This is a genomic window from Thermosynechococcus sp. (assembly GCF_046299655.1).
Taxonomy (GTDB): Bacteria; Cyanobacteriota; Cyanobacteriia; order Thermosynechococcales; family Thermosynechococcaceae; genus Thermosynechococcus.
This window is the reverse complement of record NZ_JBKBHZ010000003.1, coordinates 110,689-128,361: the sequence shown is the minus strand read 5'-3', so window position 1 is coordinate 128,361 and position 17,673 is coordinate 110,689. Positions and strand designations below refer to the sequence as shown.

The following is a 17,673-nucleotide window of genomic DNA, read 5'->3' as shown; positions in this document are numbered from 1 at the left end:
TCATCGTAGTCACCGTGGGCATCTTTGGATGGCGAACCGCCTCGCCGTTAAAAAAGGCGTGGCAACTCTATCAGCAACAGAACTGGCATGGGGCACAGCAGTGGGCACGCCAGAGTGTTCAGGAAACCCCCCAGCCAGAGGCCTACTATCTTTTGGGCTTGAGTGCAGAACAACTGGCGCAACCCCTAGAGGCCAAGAGTGCCTATGAACAGGCGATCGCCCTTGACCCTTGGCATGCTCCTGCCCACTATCGGTTGGCCATTGTTCTCCATGAGTTGCTAGGACAGCCGGCGGCAGCGCTGCCCCACTACCAACGCGCCCTCGAAGTCAAACCAGAGTGGGTGGAAGCCCATAGCAACCTTGGGAATGCCTATTTGGATTTGGGGGAACCTGAGCGGGCGATCGCCTGCTACCAAAAAGCCCTCGCCTTGAATCCTGATCTGCCCACGACGCTATACAACTTGGGACTGTGTTTCCATAACCAAGGCAAACTGACAGAAGCCAGTGCCTGCTATGAACAGTCGCTGTACCTTGAACCCGGCCAAGCGGATGTCCACAATAACTTGGGCAGCGTCTATCTGGAACTGAAAAACTATAAGGCGGCGATTCGCCAGTTTCAGGCGGCCTTGAATGCCAATCCCGAACTGTTGGCAGCTCTTTACAATCTGGCGTACGCCTTGCATTTACAGGGGAACCTTGCGGCAGCGCGCGATCGCTATCAGGAAGTCCTACTGCGGGACAATAAACATCAACAGGCGCTGCTGCAACTGGGTCAAATTTGCCTTACTGAAGGCGACTTTAGCGGCGCGATCGGCTACTACCAACGCTGCCTTAGTCTGGATCCTCTCAATGCCACTGCCCAAGCCGGATTGGCCACCGCGCTGCTGGAAACAGGGGATCCCCAAGCTGCCCTCGACCACTTTCGCCAAGCGGTTGCCCTCAATCCCCAAGATGCAGACGGGCACCTCAACCTTGCCCTAGTGCTGCTATTGCTGGGGCATTTCCAAGAGGGATGGCAAGAATACGAATGGCGTTGGCAGCAACCCACAGGCGGATTGCGCACCTATCCGCAACCCCGCTGGCAAGGTCAATCCCTAAAGGGGAAAACCCTCTTTGTCTATAGCGAGCAGGGGCTAGGGGATTGCATTCAGTTTGTGCGCCTACTGCCTTTGATGGCGCGGCATGCCCAACGGGTCATTTTTGCTGCCTACCCGCCTTTGGTGCGTCTGTGCCAAACGTTGCCGGGGATTGAGGTGATCAGCAGCGAGGAACCCCCTCCCCCCTTTGATTACCATACGCCCCTGCTGAGTCTGCCGCGCTATTTGGGCATTGACAAAGACCACTTTCCCAAGTTTAAGCCCTATTTCCCCCTGCCTGCCCGCCCACCCCACAGCATCTTTCATGTCCCAAAAGCTCGGATTGGTCTAGTTTGGGCCAGCCATAGCCAAACGCCCACCGCAGTACAGCGGTCTTGTCCCTTGGAGTATTTCCTGCCACTGCTGCGGGAATTCGAGGTGCAATGGTATAGCCTGCAAAAGGAGCGATCGCCTCAGGAGGCAGCACAACTCCAGCAGGCGGGGATGATTGACTGCCAGCCCTATATGGGGGATTTTCTGGATACGGCGCTGTTGATCCAGCAGTTGGATGCAGTCGTTACGATTGATACAGCAGTGGCCCATTTGGCGGGTGCCTTGGGGAAGCCCCTGTGGATTCTCCTGCCCTTTGTCGCGGATTGGCGGTGGCATTGGCAACGGGCGCGATCGCCTTGGTATCCTTCGGCACAGTTAATTCGTCAGCCGCGACGCGGCGATTGGCAGGGGGCGATCGCCCAATTGCGCACCGCCCTTCAAACCCACTATCCAAGGGTCAGCGATGGCCTATCCCATTCAGGATAAATTAGTGATTGCTGTGGCCTCCAGTGCCCTCTTTGACTTGGGGGAGGCAGACGAAATTTTTCGCAATGAGGGTACCGAAAAGTACCGCCAATTTCAACGCGAAAGGAAATACGATGTGCTGCCCAAAGGGGTGGCGTTTCCTTTTATTCGTCGCTTCTTGAATCTCAACCGTGCCTATCCAGAACAAGAACCCGTCGAGGTGGTGCTCCTTTCCAGAAATGACCCGGATACAGGTCAGCGGGTTTTCTACTCCATCCAACACTATGGCCTGAACATTACCCGCGCCGCATTTTTGGGCGGAAAATCCCCCCATCCCTATATTCCCGCCTTTAATGTGTCTCTGTTTCTTTCGGCCAATGCAACGGATGTGCAGCAGGCGATCGCTGCCGGGTATCCAGCGGGCATGGTGATTCGATCGCCCATTACCGATCACGAGGAGGATGCTGAGTTGCGCATTGCCTTTGACTTTGACGGCGTGCTAGCGGATGACGAGGCTGAAGCTGTCTTTCGCCACGGAGATCTGGAGGAATTTCAAGCCCATGAACTGCAAAAGGCCAATATTCCCCACAATCCAGGGCCATTGAGCGATCTTTTTAAGAAACTGGCAGCCTTTCAACAGTTAGAAATGGCAAAAGAGCAGCAGGATGCCAGCTATCAGCGGCTGTTACGGATTGCGATTGTAACGGCACGCAATATCCTTGCGAGTGAACGGGTGGTCACCACCCTGAATAGTTGGAGCGTCATGCCTGATGAAACCTTTTTCCTTGGCGGTATGGAGAAATTACGGGTGCTCAAGCAACTCAAGCCGCATATTTTCTTTGATGATCAACTGACCCATCTAGAATCAGCAGCGGGTTCAATTCCCTCAGTACATGTCCCCTTTGGTGTTCGCAACTGTGACATTCTCCCTCACTTAAGTTAAGCTCAATAAGCTCAAGCTCACTAAGTCAAGGGTGCAGTGCTATCGTGGCAGGATCCTTGCGGCATTTATTATGGGCAGACCTGAGACCCATTCATCTGGACAACCCAAACATCTAGCTCGCGATCATCAAGTTCAAGTTTGCCACTGGCAGTAACAATGCTGCCCACCCTAAGAACGCCATTGCGCAGGGCAGATTTTGCAGACATCGAGTAGGGCGATCAACATTCCTGCCACCACTAATGCCAATATCAACCAACGCATATAATTTTTTTCAACAATTTGACCAGCGATCGCCCTCGGAGGTTCAATCGGAAAGTTGCCCCCCTCCCAAAACAAATCGGCCAAGTCAGCCTAAAATACACACAAAAAAAGGTCAGTGTTGTTAGGTCAGTGTTGTTGCCACTGACCCTTGCATAGATGAGGATGAGTCAGGTTTCTAGGAGTGCATTGCTAATTAGCGGGGAACAACGACAGGACGGACTTGAACCCCCCAAGAACCTAGCGTACCCGCATTACAACCCCCTTGGCGCCCGATCGCCCCAATTTGAATTGGGTGATTCCCCTGTGGCCAGTTGTCACCAATGGGCAAAAAGGCTGAACGGTTGGGGCCAAGGAACTCCGTTTCGACCCGCTGTCCCTGACGATTGGTGGTGAAATATTTCACTTCCGAGCAGTGGGTAGCAGGCGCGGTGACCTGTAGGGCGTAATCAAAGTTTGGGCTTTCAGAGGTGAAGTTATAACGAGCCATTTGGTTACAAATTTGACCACCACCATTGCAGTTAACGATAATCGGGGGATTGGCTTGGGCTGCTGTAGTAGCAACCACAAAACCTGAAACCGCAATCCTGCCTACTGCGACCAACCGGCGGCTGAAGGAGTGGAGAGACATTGGAAGCTCCTATGGAGTGGATACTCCAATTATTAATGGCAACCCTGTCGCCGCCTAAGACCTCGATCACCGGTAGATTGAGAGATTGATCACAGGAGGATAACTCTTCCTTCCTCGTGGGAAATGGATGGAAAAACTGCTAGGCCATTTCACGAACATGGGGCTGGCCATCCACAATTTCACCAACGAGGATCACGTCGGCCACATTGATAAAAAGGCCATTTTCGACAACGCCGGGGATGTTGTTAATGGTTTGCTCCAGTTCGGCGGGGTTAGGAATGTCAGCAAATTTGACATCAAGGACAAGGTTGCCCTGATCGGTAACCACGGGGCCATCTTTTTTCACCCCCATGCGCAGTTCGGGCTGACCGCCAAGGGCTTTCAGGGCGCGAGTCACAGGAGCCACCGCAAAGGGCAACACTTCCACGGGCACTGGAAAGGTGGCACCCAATTTCGGCACCAGTTTGCTGCTGTCCACCACCACCAAGAACTGATCCGCAAGGGAATCAACGATTTTTTCACGGGTATGAGCCGCTCCACCCCCTTTGATCAGGTTTTTGGCGGGATCCACTTCATCGGCACCATCAATGGCAATGTCTAATTTCTCCACATCATCGAGGGTGACTAGGGGAATGCCGTACTTTTTAGCGAGGACAGAGGCTTGGAAGGAAGTGGGTACGCCAGAAATGTGACTCAGTTCTCCCTTGCGCAGGCGATCGCCCAAAAATTGGATGACAAAGGCCGTCGTTGACCCAGTCCCTAAGCCGACAATCATTCCAGACTGGACGCGATCGGCGGCAGCTTTGGCCACGGCCTGTTTCATTTGTTTGATAGCATCCTCACTCATGCACGAGTTCCCTCATTTTTTCCAAAAGCACCATACCACACCGCCAGCCCTTCACAGCGTTTTTCAAAGATGGGGAACTGGTCTCTGCAGCCGCCAGTCCTTGAAAGTTAATTGCAAGTGACCTTGTAAACTACACTAGGGCTAGTGATTACCTAAAGGGGGTTCGGCGATGGCGATCGCACGCACAAGGAAAAAGTGGCAATGGTTCTCCCTCTTGGGCGTGGCTGCAGCACTTTGGGGACACGGTGGACTGGCTGCGGAGCAGCTTAGCCTCGTTTATCCACCCTTTGGCACATTCAACATTCAAGTGAGTGACCTTGCCACATTTGCTAAGACAGGCAATGCCAGTCCAACGCTAAGGTTTTTAATTCGGTTGCTCCCCAATGACCAAGAGCCAAATCTGCGGGAAGGCCTCACAACCCGCATGGACTTAGAACCCACCACCGTCCGCCAGTTTGTCAACAGTCCCATTGGTCAAAGCTTTCTAGAGCGGATCGGCCAAGTCATTCGGGCAGATAATGATGTCAATGGTGGCCAAGCCCTTGGGGAAGCCTTAACAGCTGCCGCCAATTCTCCCTCAGGCATTACTCTGCTTTCAGTACTCCAAGCCTTTCCGGGCAAGAGTGTTAGGGTCAACGGCGAGTTGGGTCTGAAGGCGGTGGGTGCCTTTACCCGGGCAGTGAACCAAGAACAACGGGCGCAAGACTTTATCCAGCGCTTGGCGCAACTCCAACCGAAAACACCTCTGCCAACCCTCAATCCCGCTCAAAAAGGGCCTTTCCAGTGGCAAAAGCAAAAAATTGCATTTACCAATCCCAATCGCACCACTGGACTAATTCCTGCGGATCTTTATATCCCAACAGGGATTACAGCGCCTGCCCCTTTGGTGGTCATCTCCCACGGCTTGGCCTCAGACCGCACGACATTTGCCTACTTAGCGGAGCACCTCGCCAGTTATGGGCTAGCCGTTTTGGCGGTGACTCACCCCGGCTCTGATGCCAGTCGGATCAGTAGTTTTCTGTCAGGGGCACCCTTAGACTATGAGAATTTGCCGAAGGATTGGGCGCAGCGTCCCTTTGACTTAAAGTTTGGCGTGGATGCCGTGGCGGCTTTGGTTCAGAAAAACCCTGCCCTGAAAATTGACACCCACAATGTTGGTCTCCTTGGTCACTCCATGGGGGGCTTTACCGTCTTGGCAGCGGCGGGAGGTAGGGTTGACTGGGATGCTGTGAAACAACGCTGTCTGGCAGCCGCCAACGATCTCTTTATCTTTAATATCTCACTGCCCTTACAGTGCCGTAGTCTCGGTCTTTCTGACCCACCCTCTAAGCTGGCAGATCCACGGGTCAAGGCCGTGATGGCGGTCAATCCGGTGAGCAGTGTTCTCATCGGCGAGCAGGGCATGGCCAATATTAACGTGCCCACGCTGATTATTTCCAGCAGCAAGGATGTTTTTGCGCCACCGCTAGAGGAGCAAATCTTGCCCTTTACATGGTTGCAGGCACAGCCCAAGTATCTTGCCATGCTGGTGCCTGGTACCCACTTTTCGGCCGTGGGGGTCAGTGCAGCAGGGGTGTTGCCAGTACCCGATGATCTCATAGGTCCGAATCCGCAGTTGGCGCAGCCCTTTTTCAAGGGGGTGAGTGCAGCCTTCTTTGGTGTCTTTAATCAACAAAATGCGCAGTTGCGTCCGTTCTTGAGTCAAACCTTTGCTCACCAAGCTGCCCAGCCAACCTTTCAAGCCTATTGGGTGGATCACATTAATCCGCAGCAGTTGCAGGAGGTACTGGCAGGCCGAATGGGGAGTCAGCCTCGCAAATAAAGTGCCCCGGATATTAGCGTGAGGGCGATCGCCCCCCCATACACAACGAGTATTCCCCCCTGCCAACTCGGAGGTAAGGGAGCTAGAAGCAATGCCACAGCCACCATCTGGCTAACGGTTTTGGCTTTGCCCCAAAGGTTTGCCCCCTGAATGTGCGATTGCTGAACCCGCCAACTGGCAATTCCCAACTCCCGAAAGAGGATCAAGGCCACTGACCAGGCGGTCACCTCTCCCCACTCAATACAAATTAAAAGAGGCACAAGGATCAGCAACTTATCCACCAGTGGATCAAGCACCTTGCCCAAATCTGTGACCTGCTGGAAGCGACGCGCAATATAGCCATCCAGCCAATCCGTAAGGGCGGCCACTAGAAACAGGCCGACAGCCCACCAGCGATAGACCGCTCCATCATTGAAGGAGAGCAAGCCTAGGATCACTGGCACGATCAACAGGCGGGCAAGGGTAATCGTCGTGGCGAGGTTCAAGGGCATGGCACTCATGCAAAAGAAAACCCCCTCACCGAGAGGGAGTTCATTGTCCTTCATCGCGGGCAGTGCTTAGTACAACTGCAGCGACTTCAACTGCTTATCGAACATGTGGATGGTATCCACAAAGCGCGCTGTCTTCGACTGGGTGGAAATGACCAGCGATTGGGTACGGGCACCCCCCTTGAAGAAGCGCACCCCTTTCATGAGCATACCGGGGGTAATGCCACAGGCAGCAAAGAGTACCGTCTCCCCAGAGGCCAATTCCTCGGCTTCATAGACTTTATCGGGATCGGTAATGCCGGCTTTTTTCAGTTCTTCGAGGTTGCCTTCGCGGGTGCGATTGGCCCATTCTTTGGTCATCACCACAGCGGGATCATAGACCAGTTGCCCTTGGAAGTGCCCACCCAAGGCGCGCATGGCAGCCGCAGAAATCACCCCTTCAGGTGCGGCGCCAATGCCCATGAGGGCATGAATGTTGGTCCCAGAGAAGGCACAGGAGAGGGCTGCCGAGACATCGCCATCGGAGATCAGTTGAACACGGGCACCCGCATCGCGAATTTCTTGAATCAAGTCATTGTGGCGATCGCGCTTCATGACCACCACCACCAATTCATCAATGGCACGGTCAAGGCATTCCGAGAGAATTTTTAGGTTTTCGGTTGCCGAGTAACGAATATCCACTTTGCCCTTAGCCGCAGGGGGCGCCGCCAATTTCTTCATGTAAAAGTCCGGTGCCGCAAATAGCCCCCCTTTTTCAGAGATGGCCAAGACCGCCATTGATCCCGGTTGGCCGTAGGCACAGAGGTTGGTCCCTTCGCAGGGGTCAACGGCAATGTCAATTTCAATCAGTTCTTCGGGGTTACAGTATTGGGCAGCATCGGGACGGGTACAAATGCCCACTTCTTCGCCAATGTAGAGCATCGGCGCTTCATCCCGTTCCCCTTCACCAATGACAATGCGACCGCGCATATGGATTTGATTCATGCGGTTGCGCATGGCATCCACAGCCACCTGATCGGCCATGTGCTTGTCCCCTTTGCCCATCCAGCGCGCGGCGGCGATCGCCGCCTGCTCAACCACTTCGATAATCTCTAAGCCGATGACGTTATCCACACAACCCTCCTAAGTGCACAGTTGATCCCGCAGAGGTTTCCTCTCTGAGCTTACAGAACTTTGGGACGCAGAAAATAATTTTTCACTGCAAATTAATTTGCTCTCAAGTATTATTTCACGAGGACGTTAGGGCGATCGCGGGTTGTAAGGCTCGCCCTCCAGACTAGGGGGTGGTCAAAACGAGCAGTTGTTCTTTGGGCAGATGATCTAAGTAGTAGCCATCCTGGGCCAACACAATCAACAGATGCAGACCACAATCGGGGCGCAGGTGCAAATCTGCCCACGGAATCGCCACCTCTAGGCAAATGCCCAAGGCATAGCGAGCATGGGTCGGGCGTTCTTCCCACTGATAGTTGGCGATCGCCTCTTTGAAGGTGAGCAGCTGTTTTTCAAGGTCAATTATTAATTGATGGTGGTACAGGTAGTTGAGGGGCGCTGCGTCGGGACAATCTCGCAGGTCAGAGAGGGGGCTATTGTACGTCACCATGTTGGGGTAGTACCAGCAAAAGTGCAGGGCACTGATGTCAGTCCCAAAGGGCTGTTTTTGGCTAGGGGCATCAAGACGTAGATAGATATTGAGGTGATCCACCCCATACCAGAGGCGATTGATTAGGGTTTGGCGGTGCATCGTCCCTCGGCTGCCACCAATTTGAATCCGTCCGGCAAAGTTCCAGTCCTGCTCATCGCCGCGCCCATCAATTTCAGGGTGAATAAAGCCTTGGGGCGGGTAGGTGGCCTTAGCTTCGTGGACTTCCAAGGGATGGTTAAGAACCTCAGGAATGGGCTCCCCCAATGCCGTGTAAAGGGCCATTAAATGCTCACGGAAAAGCTGGTCAAACATGGCATCGTGGTTCGAGGAGTGACCTTCACCAAACCACCAAAACCAGTCAGAGCCTTCAGCGGCAAATAGAGCTTGCCATGCTGCTGGATTGTTTGTTTCCGTAGCTTCGGGGTGGCGTTCAAGGGTTTGGCGAGCCGCCGCCAGATAGTCCCAAGCCTTGTTTTTGACCGGATCGCCAATCCAAGTGCAGAAATTGCCGTCAATCCACGAGCCGCTGTGGAGAGCAGAACCCGCAATTACCGCACGCGGCGGATACTGTTGTAGATACTCCGCCACAGAGACGCAGGCAAAGTGCTCGCTCTCGCTCAGGCCTTGGTAGAGCCGTTCTAAGAAGGGTAGGCCGTCGCGGGGATAGTACTCCCAGCAGTTTTCACCATCAAGGGCAATGGTTACAAGCCATGGTTGCGTTAAGCTGGACTGGCCAGTTCCTTCATAGGCAATGAGTTGCTGGCGAATGCCCTCAAGCTGCTTGAGTAGATCTGCTGCTGCTGCTTCAGGTGCCATGGCACTGTAGGTAAAGCCAATCAAATCCGAGAGGCGATGATCACGAAAGACAATGTTGAGATCCCCTTTGCTAGTGGTTAGGCGATAGGGCTGGTAAAGAACATTGGCCTGTTGGACAACCCCTGCTTCGTTGCGGTGAAAATAGGTGCCCGTTGTCCAGCCCAGGATGGCTTCATCGGCGCAAATCCACTCAAATCCCTGCTCCAGAATCGGTTCAAGAATCGCTGGGCTGACTGATTGTTCTGACGGCCACAGTCCGCGGGGCGATCGCCCAAAGAATTGCTCATAGAGAACTCGCGCCCGCCGCAAATGCCGCGAAACATCTTCAGGATATTGAAACCGCTGTTGGGGCAAGGCGATATTGGGAACGGCGACTTTTGCAGCATCGGTGTCCACTAAGAGGGGCAAGATCGGGTGGGTGTAGGGCGTGGCGGTGACTTCAATTTGACTCGCCTCTTGCAGGGCGCGATGCTGGGGGATAATTTGGCTGAGAATTTCTCGCTGTTTGGCAATGATCCGCTGGCGATCGCTAAGGCTAAAATCCCGTCCTTTGGACAACCATTGGGCAATCTCTGGCTCCTCCCAATACAGGGGATCAATCCACGCTAAATTGTGCCACGCCAACAAATCGCCATAATCTTGGGGTTGCCAATTTTGCCAACACCACGCTTTGCCGTGAGTTTGTCGCTGCTCGTAGAGTTCCCGATAGCGGGGATGCGGGTCAATCATCGTGCGGTGGTGGGCATCAAAAAAATGCTCAATGATAAACCACCGCTGCTGATCCGTGAGCTGCTCAACCGGTGTCAGTGCTGCGGTCAGATAGGGATCAAGGGCGGTTCCGTTCACATAGTCTTGAATTTGTAACAGTAGCGAGGGAACAAGATTGACGGTTTGCTTAAGGCGGGGATATCTGGCGAGGACAAGAATCAAATCTAGGTAGTCCTTAGTGCCGTGGAGCCGTACCCAAGGGAGCAGGTATTGACCGGTGCGACAACTTTTATAGAGAGGTTGGTGCTGGTGCCAAATGAAGGCAATGTGCAAGGGATAGGCCACAACAAACTTGCCCCCAGTACTTAAGACTTCTCCTCTAGTATTTCAGGAGAGTTTCTTCCACCACCACTTTGTTACGTAACATCTCACAAGCAGCAAAAATCTTAATATAGCCCTTTTCTAGAGTATGGGTTATGCTCCTGCCTCAGTGCCTGCTGTCGGCTCATAGTAGTTTTGACCATTTTGGGTGTATTCCATCCATATAAAAAGTACTGTACATACTGTACCATTCTCTATAAAGCTTTTGGATTTTCAAAAAATTGATTATGTCCACTGGAAGTCAGTACAACTTAGGGTTTATTAGCGACAATAATATTCGTAACCATGTTAAAGACATAATTTTAAAGTATCGTTTATCAATCAATTACACGGAATTCAAAAAGCTTAAAATTGATCCAATAAAAGCAACCTTTGATATGCTTGTATATAATCTCAGTGATGTCGAATTTATTCAAAGAGAAATCATAAGACAAATTGATAAGTCTAATAATAATCAAATTGGATATTTTCATCAAAATATTTTTAAATACATTCAAGGCTGGGAAGTTCTCAAATTAGGTTATGATATAGTTAACCATGAGAAAAATTATTATGCAGAAATCAAAAATAAATTTAACACAATGAACAGTAATGCAAAAGAAAACACTTTTCGCAAGATGCGAAAAACGATCGAAAATAATTTAAAAGCAACTTGTTTCTTGATTGAAGTAATTTCAAAAGAGTCTAGAAACAATCCTTGGTCTGTTAAAATAGACAATGAAGTTGTTGAATGTGAAAGAATAAGAATAATTTCAATTGATAGATTTTATGCGATTGCAACGGGTGATGATCACGCATTTGCAAAATTGTGCAAAAAACTACCACGAATTATTCGTGATGTCATTAAAGTCATTAGAGATGAAGGAATTGAAATCGGCTTCTCATCTGAAAATAACAATATTCTGGAAGAGTTAAGAAAACGTAATCAAGATCTCTTGACAGCTCTTTATCTTTTAGCATTTGACAGCTATGAAGGATTTAAGAATTTTACACAAGACTAATGATGTCCTCTCGGCTGAGTTGATCGCCGATATTCTCAATGTAACAAAAACTACTATACAAAAGTGGGAGCGTCACGGTCTCTTGACCTGTAGTAAAGAAGATGAACGGGGCAAACGCTACTATCCTGTGGCACAACTGCTTCAGTTTGCCAAATTCCGGGAACTTATTTTCAGCCCTTGGGAGCAGGAACAATTGATCCAGCCCTTGCGACCCTACCAAACCCTTGAATTATTTGCAGGGGCAGGAGGTCTGGCTTTGGGATTAGAACGGGCGGGGTTGCACGTTGTCTGTCTGAACGAAATTGATAAGGATGCCTGCGGGACGTTGCGGCAAAATCGTCCCCAGTGGCCAGTGGTTGAGGCAGATATTCGCACGCTTAACTGGGCAGGTCTAATCGAGACAGAAATTGACCTGCTGACCGGTGGATTCCCCTGCCAGGCTTTTTCCTATGCAGGTGAAAAATTAGGTTTTGCTGACACCCGCGGCACGCTATTTTTTGAATTTGCACGAGCCATCAAAGAAGTTCAACCCAAAGTGTTCTTGGCGGAAAATGTGCGGGGTCTGCTCAGCCACGATCGCGGGCGTACCATTAGAACGATTGAAACCGTACTTTCAGACATGGGCTATACGCTGCTGCCACCACAGGTTCTCAATGCCCTGTTCTATCGCGTTCCTCAAAAGCGACAGCGCTTATTCTTGGTAGGAATTCGTAATGACTTGGTTCTCTACGCGCAGTTCGCTTGGCCTAGTCCTTGTCCGCAAATCATGACGTTGGTGGACGCCCTCAAAGCCGGAGTGCTCTACGAAACCGATGTGCCGCCTTCTGAGGGTCAGCGCTACCCTGCGCAGAAAGCGGCAATTTTACAACGGGTGCCTGAAGGGGGATGTTGGCGCGACTTACCCCCCGACCTTCAGCGGGCCTATTTGATGGGCAGTTTTCACCTCGATGGGGGCAAAACGGGCATGGCACGGCGCCTTGCATGGGATGAACCGGCGCTGACATTGACTTGCTCTCCTGCCCAAAAGCAAACGGAACGCTGCCATCCCACCGAAACCCGACCCCTGACCGTGCGTGAATATGCCCGTATCCAAACGTTCCCTGACGAGTGGCGGTTTTGTGGTTCTCTTTCGAGTCAGTATCGTCAGATTGGCAATGCGGTGCCCGTTAACTTAGCGGCAGCAGTGGGGCGATCGCTGGTAAATCTATTGAATGCCCTTGAAACGAAATTGCCTCAGCCTGCTGTTTTTTCACCCTCGGCTAAGCAACTAGAGTTTTCATTTGCCTAGGGGGCGTGGCTTCCCTCCTTGGGAAAAGGGCTGTATCTTAGGGGTGACGAGTTTGCCAAGGTTGCAATGAAAGCCCAAGTGTTCCGAGGGGTAAATCAACTCAGCTATGAAGAGATTCCGATTCCAGAGATTGCTGCCGATGAAGTGCTAGTGCGGGTCAGAGTGGTTGGGTTGTGCCAATCGGACATCAAAAAAATTCGCTATCCCCTCTATGAGCCGCCCCGTATCTTTGGCCATGAAACCGTGGGGGAAATTGCGGCAGTGGGGGAGACTGTGACGGGTTGGCAGGTGGGGCAGCGGGTGGTGGTCATGCACCATATTCCCTGTATGCACTGCGCCTACTGCTTGAATGAAAACTACTCCATGTGCCATGTCTATAGGACAGTAACGACAACGGCGGGCTTTATTCCCAGTGGCGGCGGCTTTGCCGAGTATGTGAAAGTGCCGGGGCATATTGTGCAGCATGGGGGTTTAATCCCCATTCCCGATGACATTAGTGATGAGGAAGCCAGCTTTGTTGAACCCACCAATTGTTGTCTGAAGGCAGTCAAGAAAGCGGGGATTGCTCCCGGTCAAACAGTACTAATTACAGGGGCAGGGCCGATTGGCCTGATGTTTATCATGCTGGTGAATCTCTTTGGGGCACGGGCGATCGCCACCGATCTGCTGCTCTCCCGAATTGCCAAGGCCAAGGAAGTGGGCGCTGCAGCCGCCTTTGATGCCCGTGATCCTGATCTCAGTGCCAAGGTACAAGCCCTGACCCACGGCTTGGGGGTGGATGTCAGTCTCTTGGCGGTACCCAGTGAAAAGGCCTTTTTCCAAGCCCTAGAGTGTACCCGCAAAGGGGGGAAAATTCTCTTCTTTGCCGAGTTTCCTGACGAAGTGGAAATTCCCCTCAATCCCAATATTCTCTATCGCCGTGAGATTGACCTCATGGGCAGCTACAGTTCCTCCTATCGCTTGCAGTCCCTTGCCTGCGACATTATCTTTAACCGCCGTATTGATGTGAACACATTGGTAAGCGATCGCTATCCCCTCTCAAAATTAGCTGAAGCCGTGGAACGGGCGATTCACCCCAGCCCAGAAACCTATAAAATTCTCATCTATCCAGAGTCCTGATGCATGCTCTATCAATTCCCACTTGGATAGTCCATATCTCCAGTGTGCTGGAGTGGATGGCCGCTATTTGGTTTGTGGCACAACTGGATCGCCGCTGTCCGGAGCAGGGATGGCGGTGGTTGGCGTGGGCAATGTTGCCAGCGTTGGTGAGTGCCATGTGTGCCTGTACGTGGCATTACTTCGATAATGCAGCGACACTGGCTTGGTTGGTGGATCTGCAAGCGCTGCTCACGTTCATTGGCAACTGTACCCTCTGTGGTGCGGCGGCATGGCTGTGGTGGCGATCGCGGTCCGTCTCCTCTCCTTAAATTTAGCAAAATTGATTGAAATTGGCAGTGCTCAAGGACTTCCAGTATCCTGTAATCAGGTTCGCCCGGCTGTGATCAATGCAACAGTCCAATACTGCTCTTTGACGTAAAAAAGGAGGAATGTTTGCCCGTTCATCTAGCCCTGAAGGCCTAAACCGCTGTGGAGGCTGCAATGGAAAGTAGTGCTGAACTGACCGCCCTATTCGTCATGGTTGTGGGCTTGGGCATTGGCGCTCAAGTCATGGCTCAGTGGCTACGGCTACCTAGTATTGTTCTGTTGCTGCTTGCAGGGATTGTTTCAGGCCCCAGTGGTTTGGGGCTAGTGCATCCAGAAGCCCTTGGGGAAGGCCTAGAAGTGTTAGTGCCCCTGTGCGTAGCCTTGATCCTCTTTGAGGGGGGGTTGAGTTTAGATCTCACTCGCGCTGACCAAGACATTAGCGGCAGCCTTTGGAAGCTCGTGAGCATTGGGAGTTTAATTACCCTAGTGGGGGGAGCCATGGCGGCCCATTGGATTGGCGAATTTCCGTGGCAATTGGCCTTTCTCTATGCCTCCCTCGTGGTGGTGACTGGGCCGACGGTTGTGGGACCCCTGCTGCGGCAAGTGGGAGTCGAGCATAAGCTGGCGGTCATTCTCGAAGGGGAAGGGGTACTGATTGACCCCATTGGGGCCATTTTGGCGGTGATGGTGCTAAACGTGGTGCTCAATCAAGACCTCGGCATGGGGGCGATCGCCCTAGGAATAGCGCAGCGCTTGGCGGTGGGTGCTTTGATTGGCGGCGTGGGGGGGTGGTTACTGAGTCGGTTCCTACGCCGTGCTTGGTTTTTGGCCGATGATCTCCGCAATCTTCTCGTGCTGGCGGTACTGTGGGGGCTGTTTTGGGTCTCAGATCAACTGGTGAGTGAATCGGGTCTCATGACAGCAGTGGTTCTGGGACTCGTGCTGCGTTGGTTAGATGTGCCGGGAGGGCGTCTGCTGCGGCGCTTTAAGGGCCAATTGAGTACCCTTTCCATCTCAGTGTTATTTGTCCTACTGGCTGCGGATCTCTCGATTGCGGGTCTGTTGGAGCTAGGCTGGTCGGGGGTGCTCACGGTGCTGTGCTTGATGGTGCTCATCCGTCCCCTGAGTGTTCTGTTGTGTACATGGGGCAGCGATCTGAGTTGGCAACAAAAAGCCTTCCTGAGTTGGATTGCGCCGCGAGGGATTGTGGCCGCTTCTGTGGCCTCTCTCTTTGCCATTCGCCTCACCGATGCAGGGATTAGTGGCGGCGATGCTATCAAAGGACAGGTCTTCCTGACGATTTTGATGACCGTTTTTGGCCAAGGCTTAACGGCTCGCTGGGTGGCAACGCAACTGCATGTGCGTGCCCAAGGGGCTTCAGGGGTGATGATTGCGGGCTGTACGCCCTTGGGTCGCTTGTTGGCGCGGATTTTGCGCGATCGCGGCGAAGAGGTGGTGATGATTGACACCGACCCCGAGGCGGTTGAACACGCCCGTCGCGAACACCTGCCCGTCTATCTCAGTAGTGCCCTTGACCTGAACATTTTGCAGGAGGCGGGGATTACCCAGTTGGGTACTTATCTTGCAGTTACCAGTAATACGGAAGTAAATGCTGTCTTGGCACAGCGCGTCCTCGAGGAATTTCACCCGCCACGGGTCTTGGCTGCCCTTGAGTTAGAGGATTGTCCCTTGGGGTTGAGTCCCGCCTTTGCCCCCCAACTGTCAATCAAAAAATGGAACCAGTATATCAACACTGAGGCGGTTCGTTTGGGGGAACTGGTGATTGAGGAGGAGCGATCCCAGTTGCAACGTCAACACCTAGAAGCTCTAGTGCGTTCTGGCAAAGTCTTGCCCCTGCTTGTGGAACGGCCAGAGGGATTGCGGGTAGTGCGAGCCAATGAAGAGTGGCAAGTGGGCGATCGCCTGATTTATCTGCTCCATAGTCCTAAACCCCACACCCTTCCTGCGGCGCTGATTTCCGGCTGGCAAATGAATACCCAAGTGGAATCGGTGTTGATTCCCAGTGAAACCCCAACTGCCAAGGGAACCTAATGCCCCGCTAGCCGTCCCTACCTTCAAACCCTTTGAATAATTTCGTGATTCCCCAACCCCTGTGGGGCAAGCCAGCCCCACTGCTTAAAAATTGAGTGATTTAGACTTTGGAGAGAGTCTTATGCCGAACCTAGCACAGCGCAGCTTGGCGGTTGTAAGCTGCGGTTTAATGAGTTCTGGTACCCTTGCCCTTGGAGCGGCTGTTCCAGCCCAAGCCCAATCCCGTTTTACGGATACCCAAGGCATCTGGGCGCAGGCCTGCATTGATCACCTTGCCAGTCGCAACATTATCAGCGGCTATCCCGATGGCACCTTCCGTCCCTTTGCGGCAGTAACCCGTGCTGAATATGCTGCCATGCTGGGGAAAGCCTTTCCCAATGCGCCAGTGGTGCGTGCCCCCAGTACATTTAACGATGTGCCCAGTACATTTTGGGCGGCCAGTGCAATTCAAAATGCCACCCGCACGGGCTTCTTGAGTGGCTACCCCGGCAATGTGTTTCAGCCTAATCAAAATATTCCGCGTGTTCAGGCGATCGTGGCCTTGGCCAGTGGCTTGCAATATCCCACACCGCCTTCTGTGGAGGGGGTCTTAGCCCAGTTCAATGATGCCGCGGCGATTCCAGCCTACGGACGTACGGGGGTGGCGGCTGCCACTGCTAAACAGGTGGTGGTGAACTATCCCAATGTGCAGTTTCTGAACCCCAATCAACTGGCTACCCGTGCCGATATTGCTGCTTTCCTCTGTCAAGCAACCCGTGCCCCGGGTGCTCAAGCTTTAGTACCAACGCAGTACATTGCGGGTGTCCGCACAACCTCACCCACTGCCATTACTCTACCGGCGGGTCAGCAAATTCCAGCCCGCTTCCCGGATGCCGAGCGGATTGTCCTTAGCCCCAATGAGACGGTTGCCATTCGCTTGGTGACGGCTGCCGATGTCCGCGATAGCCAAGGTCGTGTGGTGATTCCCGTGGGCAGTGAAATTTTTGGTCAAATCCAGCCTGCTGAAGGAGGCTCCCAATTTGTCGCTAATACGGTGGTGATCAATAATCGCCAACTCCCAATCGCGGCTAATTCGCAAGTGATTCGTACCATTCGCGATGCCCGTGACCCCAATATTGCCAATATCTTCCGCAACGCGGCCATTGGTTCGGCGGTAGCAGCGGGGATTGCTGGCTTGGCAGGAGATCGCAAGATTACACCCCTGAAAGTACTCACGGGGACAGTGACGGGAGCAGCGATTGAAACCAACCAAGGGCGGCCTGCCACCTCCATTATTCGCGACACGCTGATTGGTGCTGCTGTGGCTGCCGGTGCCTCTGCGGTGATTGGCGATCGCAAGATTACACCCGAAAAAGTGATTACCGGTGCAGCGGCTGGCGCCACGATTGGGGGTGTCATTGATCCAGCGGTGCAGCGACTGGTGGTCGTTGATGCCAATATGGATTTGGGCTTGACCCTGACTCAGCCCTTTACCGTCTCCCAATAGACCCCATAGAG

General features: G+C 52.7%; 14 protein-coding genes. 9 read left to right on the top strand and 5 right to left on the bottom strand.

Annotated elements, in window-relative coordinates; translation table 11 throughout:
* The first annotated feature begins 14 nt into the window (after positions 1 to 14).
* Together ACK4HN_RS03485 and ACK4HN_RS03480 are read left to right on the top strand one after the other, a co-directional pair.
* Positions 15 to 1,895, top strand: a complete 1,881-nt coding sequence (locus ACK4HN_RS03485) for a tetratricopeptide repeat protein (protein ID WP_409877235.1) — start codon at positions 15 to 17, stop codon at positions 1,893 to 1,895.
* Positions 1,873 to 2,817 carry a 5'-nucleotidase gene (locus ACK4HN_RS03480; RefSeq protein ID WP_409869205.1) on the top strand — a complete coding sequence of 315 codons (945 nt, stop codon included), beginning with the start codon at positions 1,873 to 1,875 and terminating at the stop codon, positions 2,815 to 2,817. Before ACK4HN_RS03485 ends, ACK4HN_RS03480 begins: the two co-directional genes overlap by 23 nt.
* Before the next feature lie 454 nt (positions 2,818 to 3,271).
* On the opposite strand, the gene ACK4HN_RS03475 is transcribed toward ACK4HN_RS03480, so the two are convergent.
* The gene (locus ACK4HN_RS03475; protein WP_409869206.1) at positions 3,272 to 3,706 is read right to left on the bottom strand and encodes a hypothetical protein; all 435 of its coding nucleotides are present in this window, start codon (positions 3,704 to 3,706) and stop codon (positions 3,272 to 3,274) included.
* Between the two features lie 139 nt (positions 3,707 to 3,845).
* A complete protein-coding gene (gene rpiA / locus ACK4HN_RS03470) occupies positions 3,846 to 4,553 on the bottom strand; it encodes a ribose-5-phosphate isomerase RpiA (protein WP_409877234.1) in 708 nt (235 codons plus the stop codon).
* A 169-nt stretch (positions 4,554 to 4,722) separates the two neighbouring features.
* Here rpiA and ACK4HN_RS03465 point away from each other — a divergent pair, with 169 nt between their 5' ends.
* Positions 4,723 to 6,375: an alpha/beta hydrolase gene (locus ACK4HN_RS03465; protein ID WP_409877233.1), complete on the top strand. Its 1,653-nt coding sequence runs from the start codon at positions 4,723 to 4,725 to the stop codon at positions 6,373 to 6,375.
* Here ACK4HN_RS03465 and pgsA read toward each other — a convergent pair.
* The 3 genes from pgsA to ACK4HN_RS03450 form a co-directional block, all read right to left on the bottom strand.
* Positions 6,360 to 6,866, bottom strand: coding sequence for a CDP-diacylglycerol--glycerol-3-phosphate 3-phosphatidyltransferase (gene pgsA / locus ACK4HN_RS03460; RefSeq protein ID WP_409870393.1), 507 nt, complete (start codon positions 6,864 to 6,866; stop codon positions 6,360 to 6,362). The two genes, ACK4HN_RS03465 and pgsA, sit on opposite strands and share 16 nt — an antisense overlap.
* A 66-nt stretch (positions 6,867 to 6,932) precedes the next feature.
* A complete protein-coding gene (glpX, locus tag ACK4HN_RS03455) occupies positions 6,933 to 7,976 on the bottom strand; it encodes a class II fructose-bisphosphatase (protein WP_181495734.1) in 1,044 nt (347 codons plus the stop codon).
* Between the two features lie 163 nt (positions 7,977 to 8,139).
* Positions 8,140 to 10,374, bottom strand: coding sequence for a glycoside hydrolase (locus tag ACK4HN_RS03450; protein WP_409877232.1), 2,235 nt, complete (start codon positions 10,372 to 10,374; stop codon positions 8,140 to 8,142).
* A gap of 263 nt (positions 10,375 to 10,637) precedes the next feature.
* On the opposite strand from ACK4HN_RS03450, the gene ACK4HN_RS03445 reads away from it, so the two are divergent.
* From ACK4HN_RS03445 to ACK4HN_RS03420, 6 genes are all read left to right on the top strand, one after another.
* Positions 10,638 to 11,411: an Eco47II family restriction endonuclease gene (locus ACK4HN_RS03445; protein WP_409877231.1), complete on the top strand. Its 774-nt coding sequence runs from the start codon at positions 10,638 to 10,640 to the stop codon at positions 11,409 to 11,411.
* The gene (dcm, locus tag ACK4HN_RS03440; RefSeq protein ID WP_409877230.1) at positions 11,380 to 12,699 is read left to right on the top strand and encodes a DNA (cytosine-5-)-methyltransferase; all 1,320 of its coding nucleotides are present in this window, start codon (positions 11,380 to 11,382) and stop codon (positions 12,697 to 12,699) included. Before ACK4HN_RS03445 ends, dcm begins: the two co-directional genes overlap by 32 nt.
* 66 nt (positions 12,700 to 12,765) lie before the next feature.
* Positions 12,766 to 13,818, top strand: coding sequence for a zinc-dependent dehydrogenase (locus ACK4HN_RS03435; protein ID WP_409877229.1), 1,053 nt, complete (start codon positions 12,766 to 12,768; stop codon positions 13,816 to 13,818).
* Positions 13,818 to 14,126 (top strand): DUF2499 domain-containing protein, encoded by a 309-nt coding sequence (locus ACK4HN_RS03430; RefSeq protein WP_409877228.1) that lies wholly within the window; start codon positions 13,818 to 13,820, stop codon positions 14,124 to 14,126. Before ACK4HN_RS03435 ends, ACK4HN_RS03430 begins: the two co-directional genes overlap by 1 nt.
* Positions 14,127 to 14,298: 172 nt before the next feature.
* The gene (locus ACK4HN_RS03425) at positions 14,299 to 16,176 is read left to right on the top strand and encodes a cation:proton antiporter (RefSeq protein WP_409870342.1); all 1,878 of its coding nucleotides are present in this window, start codon (positions 14,299 to 14,301) and stop codon (positions 16,174 to 16,176) included.
* Positions 16,177 to 16,297: 121 nt separating this feature from the next.
* On the top strand, positions 16,298 to 17,662 hold the full coding sequence (locus tag ACK4HN_RS03420; protein WP_409870340.1) for an S-layer homology domain-containing protein: 1,365 nt from the start codon (positions 16,298 to 16,300) through the stop codon (positions 17,660 to 17,662).
* Positions 17,663 to 17,673: the final 11 nt, after the last annotated feature.

What these genes read in the sequence shown, in the direction of transcription:
- ACK4HN_RS03465 (WP_409877233.1), top strand. Translation starts at nt 4,723, where the DNA reads ATGGCGATCGCACGCACAAGGAAAAAGTGGCAATGGTTCTCCCTCTTG.
- rpiA (WP_409877234.1), bottom strand. Translation starts at nt 4,553, where the DNA reads ATGAGTGAGGATGCTATCAAACAAATGAAACAGGCCGTGGCCAAAGCT.
- ACK4HN_RS03445 (WP_409877231.1), top strand. Translation starts at nt 10,638, where the DNA reads ATGTCCACTGGAAGTCAGTACAACTTAGGGTTTATTAGCGACAATAAT.
- ACK4HN_RS03475 (WP_409869206.1), bottom strand. Translation starts at nt 3,706, where the DNA reads ATGTCTCTCCACTCCTTCAGCCGCCGGTTGGTCGCAGTAGGCAGGATT.
- ACK4HN_RS03435 (WP_409877229.1), top strand. Translation starts at nt 12,766, where the DNA reads ATGAAAGCCCAAGTGTTCCGAGGGGTAAATCAACTCAGCTATGAAGAG.
- ACK4HN_RS03425 (WP_409870342.1), top strand. Translation starts at nt 14,299, where the DNA reads ATGGAAAGTAGTGCTGAACTGACCGCCCTATTCGTCATGGTTGTGGGC.
- ACK4HN_RS03420 (WP_409870340.1), top strand. Translation starts at nt 16,298, where the DNA reads ATGCCGAACCTAGCACAGCGCAGCTTGGCGGTTGTAAGCTGCGGTTTA.
- ACK4HN_RS03480 (WP_409869205.1), top strand. Translation starts at nt 1,873, where the DNA reads ATGGCCTATCCCATTCAGGATAAATTAGTGATTGCTGTGGCCTCCAGT.
- pgsA (WP_409870393.1), bottom strand. Translation starts at nt 6,866, where the DNA reads ATGCCCTTGAACCTCGCCACGACGATTACCCTTGCCCGCCTGTTGATC.
- dcm (WP_409877230.1), top strand. Translation starts at nt 11,380, where the DNA reads ATGAAGGATTTAAGAATTTTACACAAGACTAATGATGTCCTCTCGGCT.
- ACK4HN_RS03430 (WP_409877228.1), top strand. Translation starts at nt 13,818, where the DNA reads ATGCATGCTCTATCAATTCCCACTTGGATAGTCCATATCTCCAGTGTG.